The following is a 14,037-nucleotide window of genomic DNA, read 5'->3' as shown; positions in this document are numbered from 1 at the left end:
CTGTCTCCTTGGATGGTGCTGGGTGAGTACTCGCCGTACCGGGGCGGGGCCCCGGTACGGACGTCTGCGGGGGATACGGGGTCCGGCGCACGTGGGGCGACGGCTCAGTGGTGGACGGGAGCCCGGTGGTCCGCCGGCGTACCGGAGGCGGCCACACTGCCGCGCGCGGCGTCGCGGCGCTCCAGGGCGGCGGAGAGGACGGCGAGGAGCAGGGCGGCGGCGGCGAGGACGGCACCGACCCAGTTGGGGGACGTGTAGCCGAAGCCGGCCGCGATCACCACGCCGCCGAGCCAGGCGGACAGGGCGTTGCCCAGGTTGAAGGCGCCGATGTTCACCGCGGACGCGAGCGTCGGGGCGCCGTGCGCCTGGTCGAGGACGCGCTTCTGCAGCGGCGGTACGGTGGCGAAGCCCAGGGCGCCGATCAGCGCGATGGTCACCGCGGCCGCGATCTTGTTGTGCGCGGTGAGCGTGAACAGTGCCAGGACGACGGCCAGGGCGCCCAGGGAGACGTACAGCATCGGCATCAGGGCGCGGTCGGCGAACTTGCCGCCGACGAGGTTGCCGCCGACCATGCCGAGGCCGAACAGGACCAGCAGCCAGGTCACCGAGCCGTCGGAGAACCCGGCGATGTGGGTCATCATCGGCGCGATGTAGGTGATGGCCGCGAAGACTCCGCCGAAGCCGAGGACGGTCATCGCCATGGCGAGCAGGACCTGGGCGTTCTTGAAGGCGGCCAGCTCGTGGCGCAGCCGCACCCCCTCGGGGCTGGGCAGCTCGGGGACGAGCTTGGCGATACCGGCGAGCCCGATGACGCCGAGGCCGGCGACGATGCCGAAGGTGACGCGCCAGCCGATGCTCTGCCCGATGAGCGTGCCCAGCGGGACGCCGACGACATTGGCGACGGTCAGGCCGGTGAACATCATGGCGATGGCGCCGGCCTTCTTGTGCGGTGCGACCAGTTCCGCCGCGACGACCGAGCCGATGCCGAAGAAGGCGCCGTGGGCGAGGGAGGCGATCACGCGTCCGAGCAGCATGACCGCGAAGGCCGGGGCGACGGCGGAGAGCAGGTTTCCGGCGACGAAGAGGCCCATGAGCAGCATCAGCATGCGCTTGCGCGGGACCTTGGTGCCGAGCACGGTCATGATCGGGGCACCGATGACCACGCCGAGGGCGTAGCCGGTCACGAGCAGGCCCGCCGTGGGGATGGAGACCCCGAAGTCGTCCGCGACCTCGGGCAGCAAGCCCATGATCACGAACTCGGTCGTTCCGATTCCGAAGGCCCCGATCGCGAGGGCCAGGAGCGCGAGAGGCATGTGGGGGTACACCTTCCAGGATTGCAGGAGCGCTTTGCCTGCCTTCACAATAATTGCAAGCGCTGGCTAAATGCAACTGCCGACTATTGCGCCGGTGCTCTACTCTTGTGGTGGAGCCGCTCCGGGACGGAGGAAACGCCAATGACAGCGACGGACCCCGCGCTCACCGCCCTCGCCCAGGGCTGGTGCGCCCTTTCCGCCCTGCACGGAAGGATCGAGGCGCACATCGAGCGCGCCCTGCAGGCCAAGCACGACCTCAGCGTGCGCGAGTACTCACTGCTGGACGTGCTCAGCAGGCAGCACACCGGTGAGGGCGGGCATCTGCAGATGAAGCAGGTCGCCGACGCGGTCGTCCTCAGCCAGAGCGCCACCACCCGCCTGGTGACCCGGCTGGAGAACCGCGGCCTGCTCGAGCGCTACCTCTGCCCCACCGACCGGCGCGGCATCTACACCAACGTCACCGAGGCAGGCCTGCGCCTGCTGGAGGAGGCGCGGCCCACCAATGACGCCGCTCTGCGCGAGGCGCTGGACGCCGCCGCCAAGAACCCCGAACTGGCCCCGCTGGTCCGGGTGGTGGAGTCGCTGAGCGTCCCCGCATAGGGTGCGCGCATGGGAGATCTTGAGATACGCGCCGCGACCGCCGACGACCTTCCGGCGATCGTCGCGATGCTCGCCGACGATCCGCTCGGTGCCCAGCGCGAGTCGCCCGACGACCTGACGCCGTACCGCGCGGCGCTGGAACGGCTCGTCGCCGACCCGAACCAGCACCTTGTCGTCGCCGTGCGCGAAGGCCGTGTGATCGGGACCCTGCAACTCACGGTCATCCCGGGGCTTTCGCACCGGGGCGCCACCCGCGCGCTCATCGAGGCCGTGCGCATCCACGCCGACGAGCGGGGCAGTGGGCTGGGCAGCCGTCTGATCGAGTGGGCGATCGACACCTCCCGGCGGCTGGACTGCCGGCTGGTGCAGCTCACGTCCGACAAGGCGCGCACCGATGCCCACCGCTTCTACGAACGACTGGGCTTCACTGCCTCGCACGAGGGCTTCAAACTGCGGCTCTGACCGTGCCGCAGCACGCCAGAACGGCCCAAGGGGTGTGTTTCACGTGAAACACACCCCCTCCGGTCCGGTCAAGGACTAGCGGATGCCCCGCCATCCCTCCGGGTCCACGCCACCGGGCACCGGGGCCTCGGGGTCGTACGGCTGCCGAGTGAACACGAACGAGCCGAGATCGAGATGGCTCAGGGAACCGTCCGGCCGCCGTACGGGCCGCAGCAGCTCACCGGCGTAATAGCCCTCCAGCCCGGTCCAGGTGCCGTCACCGTTGGCGCGGAGCCGGGCCTTGCGGCCTCCACCGGTCAGCGGTGCCAGGGAGATCAGGCCGTCGGCGGTCGCACGCAGGCCGAACGCCTGGGTGCCCCAGTACCACTGCCCCACCAGCTCCAGCAGCGCCGGGTCGACCTCGCGCAGGGGCCGCCAGGGTTCGGGGATGCGGGGTTCCGCCTCGGCGACGATCCGGACCAGGTCCGCCGCCACGGCACCCGGCAGCGGCCCGCTGGTGCAGTTGGTGAGCACCACCGCGGCGACATCGTCCTCCACGCTGATGCTCAGGTTCGCCAGGAAGCCCGGCAGCGAACCGGAGTGCCCGACGAGCAACCGGCCGTTCCGGTGCTGGATCTGCATCCCCAGGCCGTATGTGGCCCCGTCCACCACGTCCGTGCTCTCGGCCGGGGCCGCGGCGGTCCGCATCTCCGCCACCGACCGCGCGCCGAGCACCCGGTCGTCTCCCCGGGCCAGGAACGCGGCGAACCGCGCCAGGTCCCCGGTCGTCGACCAGAGCTGGCCGGCCGGTGCCATCCGGCCCAGATCCTCCACCGGCTCGGGCAGCAGCGCGTCGGCCCACGGATGCACGGCCCATCCGCCCGCGTGCGGTGCCTGGGGCCGCGTGCTCGTCCGGTGCAGGCCGAGCGGTTCCAGGATCTCGTCACGCAGCACGTCCTCCCAGGCGGCGCCGCGCATCTCCGCCACCAGGGCACCGAGCAGGGTGTAGCCCGTATTGGAGTAGTGGTGCCGCCGGCCGACGGGGTGCAGCAGGGGCTGTTCGCCCAGCACATCGCTCAGCTCGGGCCGCAGCGAGCCGGGGGTCCGCTCCCACCAGGGGGCGGGGGTCTCGGCCGCCAGCCCCGCGGTGTGGGCGAGGAGTTGCGCGATGGTCGCCTCTCCCACGCCAGTGCCCGGCAGGTGCTTCTCCAGCGGATCCCCGAGATCGAGCCGACCCTCGTCGCGCAACCGCAGCACCAGCACGGCGGTGAAGGTCTTGGTGATGGACCCGATCCGGTACTGCACGGTCTCGTCCGGTGCGTGCCCGCCCACGCAGGTCCGCGCCCCGTGCCAGACCGCCTGCCCGTCCCGCACCACGGTCGCCACCAGCGAGGGAGCCCGCCCTTCGGTCTGCGCGACGGCGATCCGATGCAGCAACGCGCGCCGCGTGGCCGGCAACAGGGCTTCCTGATGTGTCGTCATGCCCCCAGTCCACCCGGTGACCACGGTGGCCGTCGAATCCATCACCCCCGGTCCGGGCGACCGCGTATGCCGGGCCCCCTCCGTGCCGGTCCCCCTGTGCCGTCGTCCGTCGGAGCCGGCACGGCCGTGGCCTCATTCATCCGGTCATCATGCGGAAAAGCGGCCGTGTGACCGCACGACCGCTGTCAGACGGAGAAGGGGGCACAGGGACCTACGCGTCGGCCGGTCAGGTCTGGGCCATGTCCACGAAACGGGAGTAGTGGCCCTGGAAGGCGACCGTGATGGTGGCCGTGGGGCCGTTTCGGTGCTTGGCGACGATCAGGTCGGCCTCGCCCGCACGCGGGGACTCCTTCTCGTACGCGTCCTCGCGGTGCAGCAGGATGACCATGTCGGCGTCCTGCTCGATGGAGCCGGACTCACGCAGGTCGGAGACCATCGGCTTCTTGTCGGTGCGCTGTTCGGGACCACGGTTGAGCTGGGAGAGCGCGATGACCGGGATCTCCAGCTCCTTGGCGAGCAGCTTGAGGTTACGGGACATGTCCGAGACCTCCTGCTGACGGCTCTCGGCGCGCTTGGAGCCGCCGGACTGCATCAGCTGGAGGTAGTCGATGACGACCAGCTTCAGGTCGTTGCGCTGCTTCAGGCGACGGCACTTGGCCCGGATCTCCATCATCGACAGGTTCGGGGAGTCGTCGATGTAGAGGGGCGCGGCCGACACGTCCGGCATCCGGCGGGCCAGGCGTGTCCAGTCCTCGTCGGTCATCGTGCCGGACCGCATGTGGTGCAGGGCGACCCGGGCCTCGGCGGACAGCAGGCGCATCGCGATCTCGTTGCGCCCCATTTCGAGCGAGAAGATCACGCTCGGCAGGTTGTGCTTGATCGACGCCGCCCGCGCGAAGTCCAGCGCGAGCGTCGACTTACCCATGGCGGGGCGGGCCGCGATGACGATCATCTGGCCGGGGTGGAGACCGTTCGTGAGGGAGTCGAAGTCGGTGAACCCGGTGGGCACGCCCGTCATCTCGCCGCTGCGCGAGCCGATCGCCTCGATCTCGTCGAGGGCGCCCTCCATGATGTCGCCGAGCGGGAGGTAGTCCTCACTGGTGCGCTGCTCGGTGACGGCATAGATCTCGGCCTGCGCGCGGTTGACGATCTCGTCCACGTCGCCGTCGGCCGCGTAACCCATCTGTGTGATGCGCGTACCGGCCTCGACCAGGCGGCGCAGGACGGCGCGCTCGTGGACGATCTCCGCGTAGTACTCGGCGTTGGCCGCCGTCGGGACGGTCTGGACGAGGCTGTGCAGATACGCGGCGCCGCCGACCTTGTTGATCTCGCCGCGCTTGGTCAGCTCGGCGGCGATGGTGATCGGGTCCGCGGGCTCGCCCTTGGCGTAGACGTCCAGGATGGCCTGGTAGATCGTCTCGTGCGCGGGCTTGTAGAAGTCGTGGCCCTTGAGGATCTCCACGACGTCGGCGATGGCGTCCTTGGACAGCAGCATGCCGCCCAGCACGGACTGCTCGGCGTCCAGATCCTGCGGCGGAACGCGCTCGAAGGCGGCGGCGCCGTCCCAGGACCCGTTCTCGCGGCCCCGGTCGTGCTGCTCGTCCCGCCCACGGCCGCCGTCACCCCGCCGGCGGGAGGCCGGCAGACGATCGCTGGGTCCGCTGTCGGCCCACGGATCGTCCAAGGGCTCGGAAATGCTCACCGAGCCACCTCCTCCCGTCCGCACGGCGGACCTCGCCGTGGCCTCTTTTGTACGGCACGACACTGACAAATCGAGAAGCCCTGCTCCGGTTCTCGCGCGTCGGATTCGTGGCGGTTCCCGGGCCGGGAGAGGGTCGCTCGCCGGGCCGTGGGAAGGAGTGGGCGCCGCACCACGGTAGGCCCGTCGGCACCGTCAGCCAATCTGGTTATCCACAGGCCATGTGGACGACCGGCCCGATGCTGTGGAGAACTCGCCGAAACCTGTGCACGACCCGGTGGACAGCCCTGTGAACAAGCCCTCGATCTTCTCGGCACCACTGCTCTGACCTGCCCTTTTACGATCCACCGGCTGTGCAGAAGAAAAACTTCCGCAGTCGGGCCAAGATCGCTTCGAACGGTACCCGAAAGGACACACCCCGAGAGGAGAAGTAAGGATCACCAAGCGGTTGCGTCACTTACCTGTGGACGATTAGATTGATGCGCATGACACAGGCCCCAGAGATCCCCCAGGCCGTCCGGCGGCGGCACGACCGAGAGATCGTCGCGCTGGCCGTCCCGGCCTTCGGTGCCCTGGTCGCCGAGCCGCTTTTCGTCATGGCCGACAGTGCGATCGTCGGCCACCTCGGGACCGCCCAGCTCGCCGGTCTCGGCGTCGCCTCGGCGCTTCTGACAACCGCCGTGAGCGTCTTCGTCTTCCTCGCCTACGCCACCACCGCCGCCGTGTCCCGTCGCGTCGGCGCCGGTGATCTCCCGGCGGCGATCCGGCAGGGCATGGACGGCATCTGGCTGGCGCTGCTGCTCGGCCTCGCCGTCATCGCCGTCGTCCTTCCGCTGGCCCCCGGCATCGTGGATCTCTTCGGGGCCTCGCCCACCGCGGCGCCTTACGCCATCAGCTATCTGCGCGTCTCCTCGTTGGGCATCCCCGCGATGCTCATCGTCCTGGCCGCGACCGGCGTGCTGCGCGGCCTGCAGGACACCAGGACCCCGCTCTACGTCGCCATCGCCGGGTTCGTCGCCAACGCCGCCCTCAACGTCGGGCTCGTCTACGGCGCCGGGCTCGGCATCGCGGGTTCGGCCTGGGGGACGGTCGTCGCGCAGTGCGGCATGGCCGCCGTCTATCTGACGGTGGTGGTCCGGGGAGCCCGCCGGCACGGCGCCTCCCTCCGGCCCGACGCCGCCGGTATCCGGGCCTCGGCCCAGGCCGGTGTCCCCCTGCTGGTCCGTACGCTCTCCCTGCGGGCGATGATCATGATCGCCACGGCGGTCGCGGCACGGCTCGGAGACGCCGACATCGCCGCGCACCAGGTCATCCTCTCGCTGTGGAACCTTCTGTCCTTCGCGCTCGACGCGATAGCGATCGCGGGACAGGCCATCATCGGCCGCTATCTCGGCGCGGACGACGCCCAAGGCGCGCGTCAGGCCTGTCGCCGCATGGTCCAGTGGGGCATCGCGACCGGCGTCCTGCTGGGCATGCTCGTCGTCGTCGCCCGGCCGCTCTTCCTGCCGCTGTTCACCAGTGACTCCGGGGTGAAGGACGCCGCGCTGCCGGCCCTGCTGCTGGTGGCACTGGCGCAACCGGTCTGCGGGATCGTCTTCGTCCTGGACGGGGTCCTGATGGGCGCGGGCGACGGGCCCTATCTGGCGTGGGCGATGGTCGCCACCCTGGCGGTGTTCGCTCCGGTGGCCCTGCTGGTGCCCACGCTCGGCGGCGGACTCACCGCGGTGTGGGCGGCGATGGCCCTCATGATGACGGTTCGCATGCTGACCCTGTGGCTGCGGACGCGATCGGGCCGCTGGATCGTGACGGGCGCGACCCGCTGACCACTGCGTCCACCGGTCACGTCACCACGTCGGAGGTACTGCCGTGCAGGTGTCCCGTTGACCGTTTCACGTGAAACATACCGCGGTGAACGCCCCGGCCATGGGGAACCCGGTCATGCCAGAGGGGCCGCATCCTGCACGGATGCGGCCCCTCTCAACGGCTCACACGAGCGTTGCGATCACGCGGCGGTCAGGCCGCGACGACCTCGATGTTGACCTTGGCGGCAACCTCGGGGTGCAGACGCACGGACGTCTCGTGGGCGCCCAGGGTCTTGATCGGAGCGCCCAGCTCGATGCGGCGCTTGTCGACCTCGGGGCCACCGGAAGCCTTGATCGCGGACGCGATGTCGGCCGGGGTGACGGAACCGAAGAGACGGCCGGCGTCGCCGGAGCGGACGGCCAGGCGGACCTTGACGCCCTCGAGCTGGGCCTTGACCTGGTTGGCCTGCTCGATGGTCTGGATCTCGTGGATCTTGCGGGCGCGGCGGATCTGCTCGACGTCCTTCTCGCCACCCTTGGTCCAGCGGATAGCGAACTTCCGCGGGATCAGGTAGTTGCGAGCGTAACCGTCCTTGACGTCGACGACGTCGCCCGCGGCACCGAGGCCGGAGACCTCGTGGGTGAGGATGATCTTCATGAGTCGGTCACCCTTCCCTTATCGCGCGGTGGAGGTGTAGGGCAGCAGCGCCATCTCACGGCTGTTCTTGACGGCCGTGGCGACGTCACGCTGGTGCTGCGTGCAGTTGCCGGTCACGCGGCGGGCACGGATCTTGCCGCGGTCGGAAATGAACTTCCGCAGCATGTTCGTGTCCTTGTAGTCCACGTACGTGACCTTGTCCTTGCAGAAAGCGCAGACCTTCTTCTTCGGCTTGCGCACAGGCGGCTTCGCCATGGTGATTCTCCTGTGTGATCAAGAAGTGGGGGTACGACCCACCCTCGGCCCGGACCGGCCCGGAAGGCCTGGCCCGAAGGCTTAGAAGGGGGGTTCGTCCGAGTAGCCGCCACCGCCGCCGGAGCCGCCGCCCCAGCCGCCGCCGCCCTGGTTGCCGCCACCGGCGGGAGCGCCGGTCGCCCAGGGGTCGTCGGCCGGAGCGCCGCCGCCCTGACCGCCGCCGGGGCCACCGCCCCAGCCGCCGCCCTGGCCGCCACCGCCGCCGCTGTAACCGCCCTGGCCACCGCGGCCACCGCCACCGGCGGTCTTGGTGACCTTGGCCGTGGCGTTGCGCAGGCTGGGGCCGACCTCGTCGACGTCCAGCTCGTAGACCGTGCGCTTGACGCCCTCGCGGTCCTCATAGGACCTCTGCTTCAGCCGGCCCTGCACGATGACGCGCATGCCTCGCTGGAGCGACTCGGCGACGTTCTCCGCCGCCTGACGCCAGACCGAGCAGGTCAGGAAGAGGCTTTCGCCGTCCTTCCACTCGTTCGTCTGACGGTCGAAGGTGCGGGGAGTGGACGCGACGCGGAACTTCGCGACCGCCGCACCGGACGGGGTGAAGCGCAGCTCGGGGTCGTCGACAAGATTGCCGATGACCGTGATGACGGTCTCGCCTGCCATGGGGGAACCTCTCGGCGGGTTTGCTGCTCTGGCTGCTTGGTTGCTGCTACTCGAATCCCGGGATCAGCTGAGCGCGGGGCTCAGTGGGTCTCGGGGCGGAGGACCTTGGTCCGCAGGACCGACTCGTTCAGGTTCATCTGGCGGTCGAGCTCCTTGACGACCGCAGGCTCGGCCTGCAGGTCGATGACCGAGTAGATGCCCTCGGGCTTCTTCTTGATCTCGTAGGCGAGACGACGACGGCCCCAGGTGTCGACCTTCTCGACCTTGCCGCCACCGTCACGGACGACGGACAGGAAGTTTTCGATCAGCGGGGAGACCGCACGCTCCTCGACATCGGGGTCGAGGATGACCATCACCTCGTAGTGACGCATGTGGAACCCACCTCCTTTGGACTCAGCGGCCACGGTCGTTCCGTGGCAGGAGGGTTGTGATGCGTACGCAACGGTATCGGCCGCCACTGACAGCCGGGGTTCCCCGGGGGGAGCCGGTCAGTGTGACCCGTACAGGTCTGGGCAGACACCACTGCAGACGGTACAGACTACCCGCACACCCGCTTCCGGTTGAAATCCGGCCGCCGGGACGGACAATCTGTACACAACGGGTGTGTACGGCGCTACGATGCGCCGCCTTCCGCAGGAGGTGCCCATGGCACAGGCATTGCAACCCAACACCGCCGGCTCCCTCTTCGCCTCGGACGGCAAGCCCCATCCGCTCCAGGACGCCCTGATGGCGGTGACGCTCGTCCTGGGCGTGCTGTCCTTCATCACGGCCTTCTTCCACAGCCTCCACCTGCTGACGTCGTGGGCGGGCCTGGTGGCGCTGTGCACCGGCGTGTACGGACAGTGGATCTCGGTGACCACGCGGGAGCGGTTCGGCCTGATCCTGGGCCTCGGTGCCGCGGGGGTCGGCTTCCTCATCGGCATGGCGCACGGTGGTCTGTTCGGTGGTGTCGTCGGCTGACTCCCCGGGCTGAAGGCCCGTATGCCCCAGTCGGGGCGCTCGCGAGGCGCAGTAGGCTTCGGCGCGAGAGCCGGAGCCCCTGAACCCATGGGGACACACCAGCCCGAGGAGCGCCCCGAATGACCCTGACCCTGAGGACCATCAGTCGCGAGCAGCATCTGGCCTTCATCCAGAGCCTGCCGGCGGCGAGCCACATGCAGGTCCCGGCCTGGGCCGATGTCAAGGCGGAGTGGCGCTCGGAGAACCTCGGCTGGTTCGACAAGAGCGGCCACATGGTCGGCGTGGGGCTGGTCCTGTACCGCCAGCTGCCCAAGATCAAGCGCTACCTCGCCTACCTCCCCGAGGGCCCGGTCATCAACTGGTACGCGCCGAACCTGGACGAGTGGATCCAGCCGATGCTGGCGCACCTGAAGCAGCAGGGCGCCTTCTCCGTGAAGATGGGCCCGCCCGTGATCATCCGCCGCTGGAACGCGGACACGATCAAGCGGGGCATCCAGGACCCGGACGTCAAGCGGCTGCGCGACCTGCAGGCCGACTTCATCGAGCCGCGCGCCTTCGAGGTGGCCGACAAGCTGCGCCGCATGGGCTGGCAGCAGGGCGAGGACGGCGGCGCCGGCTTCGGCGACGTGCAGCCCCGCTACGTCTACCAGGTGCCGCTGGCCAACCGCTCCCTGGAAGAGGTCCACAAGAACTTCAACCAGCTGTGGCGCCGCAACATCAAGAAGGCCGAGAAGGCCGGTGTCGAGGTCGTCCAGGGCGGCTACCAGGACCTGCCCGAGTGGCAGCGGCTGTACGAGATCACGGCCGTGCGCGACCAGTTCCGGCCGCGCCCGCTGTCGTACTTCCAGCGCATGTGGACCGCTCTCAACACCGAGGACCCCAACCGCATGCGGCTGTACTTCGCGCGCCACAACGGCGTGAACCTCTCCGCGGCGACGATGCTGATCGTCGGTGGGCACGTCTGGTACTCCTACGGCGCCTCCGACAACATCGGACGCGAGGTGCGGCCGTCGAACGCGATGCAGTGGCGGATGCTGCGCGACGCCTACGCGATGGGCGCCACCGTGTACGACCTGCGCGGCATCTCCGACTCGCTGGACGAGACCGACCACCTCTTCGGCCTGATCCAGTTCAAGGTGGGCACCGGCGGCCAGGCCGCCGAGTACCTCGGCGAATGGGACTTCCCGCTGAACAAGCTGCTCCACAAGGCGCTCGACATCTACATGTCGCGCCGCTGAGCCGCGCGGGCGTTTGATTCCATAGCCTTCACAGTTCTTCCCTCTCAGATCCACCGCAGCCACGAGAAAGGTCCCGGGTCCGGCCATGGCGCTCACGCTCTACGTCGATACCGCGCGCTGGCGGGCGCACCACAAGCACGTGCAGGAGCAGTTCCCAGGGCTCGTCCCGGTCTGCAAGGGCAACGGCTACGGCTTCGGACACGAACGGCTGTCGGAGGAGGCCACGCGGCTCGGTGCCGACCTGCTGGCCGTCGGCACGACGTACGAGGCCGCCCGCATCAAGGACTTCTTCGGCGGCGACCTGCTGGTGCTGACGCCGTACCGGCGCGGCGAGGAGCCCGTACCGCTGCCCGACCGGGTCGTCCGCTCGGTGTCCTCCGTCGACGGGGTCTACGGCCTCGTGGGCGCCCGTGTCGTCATCGAGGTGATGTCCTCGATGAAGCGGCACGGTGTCAGCGAGCACGACCTGCCGCAGCTGCACCAGGCCATAGAGAACGTCCGGCTGGAGGGCTTCGCCATTCATCTGCCGCTGGACCGCACCGACGGCTCGGACGCCGTCGAGGAGGTCATCGGCTGGATGGACCGGCTGCGCGCGGCGCGGCTGCCGCTGCACACGATGTTCGTCAGCCACCTCAAGGCGGAGGACCTGATCCGCCTCCAGCAGCAGTTCCCGCAGACCCGGTTCCGCGCCCGTATCGGCACGCGGCTGTGGCTCGGGGACCACGACGCCACCGAGTACCGCGGCGCGGTCCTCGACGTCACGCGCGTGGCGAAGGGCGACCGGTTCGGCTACCGCCAGCAGAAGGCGGCCTCCGACGGCTATCTGGTGGTCGTGGCGGGCGGTACGTCGCACGGCGTGGGTCTGGAGGCCCCGAAGGCCCTGCACGGCGTCATGCCGCGCGCCAAGGGCGTCGCCCGGGCCGGGCTGGCCACGGTCAACCGGAACCTCTCCCCGTTCGTCTGGGGCGGCAAGCAGCGCTGGTTCGCCGAGCCGCCGCACATGCAGGTGTCGATCCTGTTCGTGCCCTCGGACGCTCCCGAGCCGCAGGTCGGCGACGAGCTGGTGGCCCACCTGCGGCACACCACGACCCAGTTCGACCGCATCGTGGACCGCTGAGGCGGGTCACGACAGCCGGAAGGCCGTATCCGGGGTACCGGATACGGCCTTCCGCGCGTGTGCCCCACGCCGTCGGGGCACGCGCCGGTCTCAGGTCGCGCGGTCGTCGGGGGACGGGGTTCCGGGGCGGCCCCAGTCCACCGGAGGCGTCACGAGCCGGTCGGCATGCGCCGGCGGACCGGCCGGCGCTCCGAGTGCGAACACGTCCGCCGCGCCGTCGAGCACCCCGCCCGAGGGATCGTCGTCCCCGGAGCGGCGCACCACGTCCCGCTCCGGCATCAGGATGTCCCGTACGACGACGGCGCACAGGTACAGCGTGCCCAGCAGGTGCACCACGATCGCCCAGTGGTAGCCCTGGGTCGGCAGTCCCTTGTGGGCGTCTCCGCTCGTCGTGTAGGCGAGGTACATCCAGATGCCCAGGAAGTAGGCCACCTCGCACGCCTGCCAGATCAGGAAGTCCCGCCACTTGGGCCGGGCGAGGACCGCCAATGGCACCAGCCACAGGACGTACTGCGGCGAGTAGACCTTGTTGGTGAGGACGAAGGCGGCCACCATCAGGAAGGCGAGCTGGGCGAAGCGCGGCCGGCGCGGTGCGGTGAACGCCAGGGCGGCGATGCCGAGGAAGCACAGCACCACCAGCACGGTGGCCGCGTTGTTCACGAAGCCGGTGGTGGGCGGGTCGCTGGAGTTCTGCGCCCAGATCAGCCAGAAGGAACCGAAGTCGACGCCGCGCTCCTTGCTGAAGGTGTAGAACTTCGCCCATCCCTCGCGGATGTGGAAGCCCGTCGCGTCGTGCGTGAGCATCACGGGCAGGTTCACCACGAGCCAGGCGCCCACCGCGCCGGCCAGGGCCTGGAAGAACGCGCGCCATTTCCCGGCCCGCCAGCACAGCACCAGCAGCGGGCCGAGCAGCAGGAAGGGATACAGCTTGGCGGCCGTGGCGAGGCCCAGGAGGACGCCGAAGGCCAGGGCACGGCCGCGCGCCCACATCAGCATCGCGGCGGCCGTCAGCGCCACCGCGAGCAGGTCCCAGTTGATGGTCGCGGTCAGGGCGAAGGCGGGCGCCAGGGCGACCAGCAGGGCGTCCCAGGGGCGCCGGCGATGGGTGCGGGCCACGCACACGGCGATGACGGCGGCGCACACCATCAGCATCCCGGCGTTGACGAACCAGTACCACCGCTCCTGGTGCTGGATGGAGCCGCTGTGCGGGGTCAGCCAGGAGGCCACCTCCATGAACAAGCCGGTGAGCACCGGGTATTCGAGGTAGTCCATGTCGCCGGGCAGCTTGTCGAAGTACGGCACGAGATCGTCGGCGAAGCCGCGGCCCTGGTAGAGGTGCGGGATGTCCGAGTAGCAGGCGTGCGTGTACTGGCTGCTCGCGCCGAAGAACCAGGCGCTGTTGTAGCAGGGCGCCTTCTGGACCAGGCCGAGGGCGAACAGGCCGATCGCCACGAGTGCCACGACCCGCACCGGGGTCCACCAGGAGGTACCCGGCAGGGCTCGCCGCCCCATGGGGCCGCCGATCAGCTCACTGCCGGCGGCGGCGACCTCGTCCTCCCTGGTCGGCTGCACCGGTTCTGCCACGACGGACCGCACAAACTCGGGCTCGTGCGGGCTCGCGGGCGTCGTCTCTGCACTGGGCATGGGGCACATCCTGCCGTACCCGTCCGGGAAGCCGTACCCGTCCGGGAACACGCCACGGGCCGGGGGACCCCCCGGGGGGGGGGGGGCCGTGTTTTCCGTGAAACACCCCCCCTGGGTCGTCCCTCGCCCACCAAACCGGGAGGAAGCTGTGTGGGGGAAAAGAGG

General features: G+C 69.8%; 14 protein-coding genes. 6 read left to right on the top strand and 8 right to left on the bottom strand.

The features are described from left to right. Nucleotides 1-104: 104 nt before the first annotated feature. Nucleotides 105-1,313 carry an MFS transporter gene (locus ACZ63H_RS05385; protein WP_469862360.1) on the bottom strand — a complete coding sequence of 403 codons (1,209 nt, stop codon included), beginning with the start codon at nucleotides 1,311-1,313 and terminating at the stop codon, nucleotides 105-107. A gap of 141 nt (nucleotides 1,314-1,454) precedes the next feature. On the opposite strand from ACZ63H_RS05385, the gene ACZ63H_RS05380 reads away from it, so the two are divergent. Continuing rightward, nucleotides 1,455-1,913 carry a MarR family winged helix-turn-helix transcriptional regulator gene (locus ACZ63H_RS05380; protein WP_469862358.1) on the top strand — a complete coding sequence of 153 codons (459 nt, stop codon included), beginning with the start codon at nucleotides 1,455-1,457 and terminating at the stop codon, nucleotides 1,911-1,913. A gap of 9 nt (nucleotides 1,914-1,922) precedes the next feature. Next, nucleotides 1,923-2,375 (top strand): GNAT family N-acetyltransferase, encoded by a 453-nt coding sequence (locus tag ACZ63H_RS05375; RefSeq protein ID WP_469862357.1) that lies wholly within the window; start codon nucleotides 1,923-1,925, stop codon nucleotides 2,373-2,375. 75 nt (nucleotides 2,376-2,450) lie between these two features. Here the strand turns inward: ACZ63H_RS05375 and ACZ63H_RS05370 are convergent, their stop codons facing one another. After that, a complete protein-coding gene (locus ACZ63H_RS05370) occupies nucleotides 2,451-3,836 on the bottom strand; it encodes a serine hydrolase domain-containing protein (protein ID WP_469862355.1) in 1,386 nt (461 codons plus the stop codon). A gap of 226 nt (nucleotides 3,837-4,062) precedes the next feature. Continuing rightward, nucleotides 4,063-5,538: a replicative DNA helicase gene (gene dnaB / locus ACZ63H_RS05365; RefSeq protein ID WP_469862353.1), complete on the bottom strand. Its 1,476-nt coding sequence runs from the start codon at nucleotides 5,536-5,538 to the stop codon at nucleotides 4,063-4,065. 482 nt (nucleotides 5,539-6,020) lie between these two features. On the opposite strand from dnaB, the gene ACZ63H_RS05360 reads away from it, so the two are divergent. Continuing rightward, the gene (locus ACZ63H_RS05360) at nucleotides 6,021-7,358 is read left to right on the top strand and encodes an MATE family efflux transporter (RefSeq protein ID WP_469862351.1); all 1,338 of its coding nucleotides are present in this window, start codon (nucleotides 6,021-6,023) and stop codon (nucleotides 7,356-7,358) included. Between the two features lie 190 nt (nucleotides 7,359-7,548). Here the strand turns inward: ACZ63H_RS05360 and rplI are convergent, their stop codons facing one another. The 4 genes from rplI to rpsF all read right to left on the bottom strand — a co-directional run bounded on the left by rplI (nucleotide 7,549) and on the right by rpsF (nucleotide 9,284). After that, nucleotides 7,549-7,995, bottom strand: coding sequence for a 50S ribosomal protein L9 (gene rplI, locus ACZ63H_RS05355; protein ID WP_030938854.1), 447 nt, complete (start codon nucleotides 7,993-7,995; stop codon nucleotides 7,549-7,551). A gap of 18 nt (nucleotides 7,996-8,013) precedes the next feature. After that, a complete protein-coding gene (gene rpsR, locus ACZ63H_RS05350; RefSeq protein ID WP_003949403.1) occupies nucleotides 8,014-8,250 on the bottom strand; it encodes a 30S ribosomal protein S18 in 237 nt (78 codons plus the stop codon). 81 nt (nucleotides 8,251-8,331) lie between these two features. Next, nucleotides 8,332-8,913: a single-stranded DNA-binding protein gene (locus ACZ63H_RS05345; protein WP_469862349.1), complete on the bottom strand. Its 582-nt coding sequence runs from the start codon at nucleotides 8,911-8,913 to the stop codon at nucleotides 8,332-8,334. An 80-nt stretch (nucleotides 8,914-8,993) separates the two neighbouring features. Next, the gene (gene rpsF / locus ACZ63H_RS05340) at nucleotides 8,994-9,284 is read right to left on the bottom strand and encodes a 30S ribosomal protein S6 (RefSeq protein ID WP_003991486.1); all 291 of its coding nucleotides are present in this window, start codon (nucleotides 9,282-9,284) and stop codon (nucleotides 8,994-8,996) included. A 274-nt stretch (nucleotides 9,285-9,558) separates the two neighbouring features. Between rpsF and ACZ63H_RS05335 the strand changes: the two genes are divergently transcribed. From ACZ63H_RS05335 to ACZ63H_RS05325, 3 genes are all read left to right on the top strand, one after another. Continuing rightward, nucleotides 9,559-9,873: a hypothetical protein gene (locus tag ACZ63H_RS05335; protein WP_469862347.1), complete on the top strand. Its 315-nt coding sequence runs from the start codon at nucleotides 9,559-9,561 to the stop codon at nucleotides 9,871-9,873. Nucleotides 9,874-9,992: 119 nt separating this feature from the next. After that, nucleotides 9,993-11,111, top strand: a complete 1,119-nt coding sequence (locus tag ACZ63H_RS05330) for a lipid II:glycine glycyltransferase FemX (protein WP_469862345.1) — start codon at nucleotides 9,993-9,995, stop codon at nucleotides 11,109-11,111. An 85-nt stretch (nucleotides 11,112-11,196) separates the two neighbouring features. Further along, a complete protein-coding gene (locus tag ACZ63H_RS05325) occupies nucleotides 11,197-12,228 on the top strand; it encodes an alanine racemase (protein WP_318202481.1) in 1,032 nt (343 codons plus the stop codon). A gap of 90 nt (nucleotides 12,229-12,318) precedes the next feature. Here the strand turns inward: ACZ63H_RS05325 and ACZ63H_RS05320 are convergent, their stop codons facing one another. Then, nucleotides 12,319-13,872 (bottom strand): glycosyltransferase family 87 protein, encoded by a 1,554-nt coding sequence (locus ACZ63H_RS05320; protein ID WP_469862343.1) that lies wholly within the window; start codon nucleotides 13,870-13,872, stop codon nucleotides 12,319-12,321. Nucleotides 13,873-14,037 lie beyond the last annotated feature (165 nt).

This window comes from Streptomyces sp. NPDC104831, assembly GCF_055583025.1.
The sequence above is the reverse complement of the archived record's forward strand: the minus strand, read 5'-3'. Positions and strand labels throughout refer to the sequence as shown.

What these genes read in the sequence shown, in the direction of transcription:
- ACZ63H_RS05385 (WP_469862360.1), bottom strand. Translation starts at nt 1,313, where the DNA reads ATGCCTCTCGCGCTCCTGGCCCTCGCGATCGGGGCCTTCGGAATCGGA.
- ACZ63H_RS05330 (WP_469862345.1), top strand. Translation starts at nt 9,993, where the DNA reads ATGACCCTGACCCTGAGGACCATCAGTCGCGAGCAGCATCTGGCCTTC.
- ACZ63H_RS05370 (WP_469862355.1), bottom strand. Translation starts at nt 3,836, where the DNA reads ATGACGACACATCAGGAAGCCCTGTTGCCGGCCACGCGGCGCGCGTTG.
- ACZ63H_RS05360 (WP_469862351.1), top strand. Translation starts at nt 6,021, where the DNA reads ATGACACAGGCCCCAGAGATCCCCCAGGCCGTCCGGCGGCGGCACGAC.
- ACZ63H_RS05380 (WP_469862358.1), top strand. Translation starts at nt 1,455, where the DNA reads ATGACAGCGACGGACCCCGCGCTCACCGCCCTCGCCCAGGGCTGGTGC.
- rplI (WP_030938854.1), bottom strand. Translation starts at nt 7,995, where the DNA reads ATGAAGATCATCCTCACCCACGAGGTCTCCGGCCTCGGTGCCGCGGGC.
- rpsF (WP_003991486.1), bottom strand. Translation starts at nt 9,284, where the DNA reads ATGCGTCACTACGAGGTGATGGTCATCCTCGACCCCGATGTCGAGGAG.
- ACZ63H_RS05335 (WP_469862347.1), top strand. Translation starts at nt 9,559, where the DNA reads ATGGCACAGGCATTGCAACCCAACACCGCCGGCTCCCTCTTCGCCTCG.
- ACZ63H_RS05375 (WP_469862357.1), top strand. Translation starts at nt 1,923, where the DNA reads ATGGGAGATCTTGAGATACGCGCCGCGACCGCCGACGACCTTCCGGCG.
- ACZ63H_RS05325 (WP_318202481.1), top strand. Translation starts at nt 11,197, where the DNA reads ATGGCGCTCACGCTCTACGTCGATACCGCGCGCTGGCGGGCGCACCAC.
- ACZ63H_RS05320 (WP_469862343.1), bottom strand. Translation starts at nt 13,872, where the DNA reads ATGCCCAGTGCAGAGACGACGCCCGCGAGCCCGCACGAGCCCGAGTTT.
- rpsR (WP_003949403.1), bottom strand. Translation starts at nt 8,250, where the DNA reads ATGGCGAAGCCGCCTGTGCGCAAGCCGAAGAAGAAGGTCTGCGCTTTC.
- ACZ63H_RS05345 (WP_469862349.1), bottom strand. Translation starts at nt 8,913, where the DNA reads ATGGCAGGCGAGACCGTCATCACGGTCATCGGCAATCTTGTCGACGAC.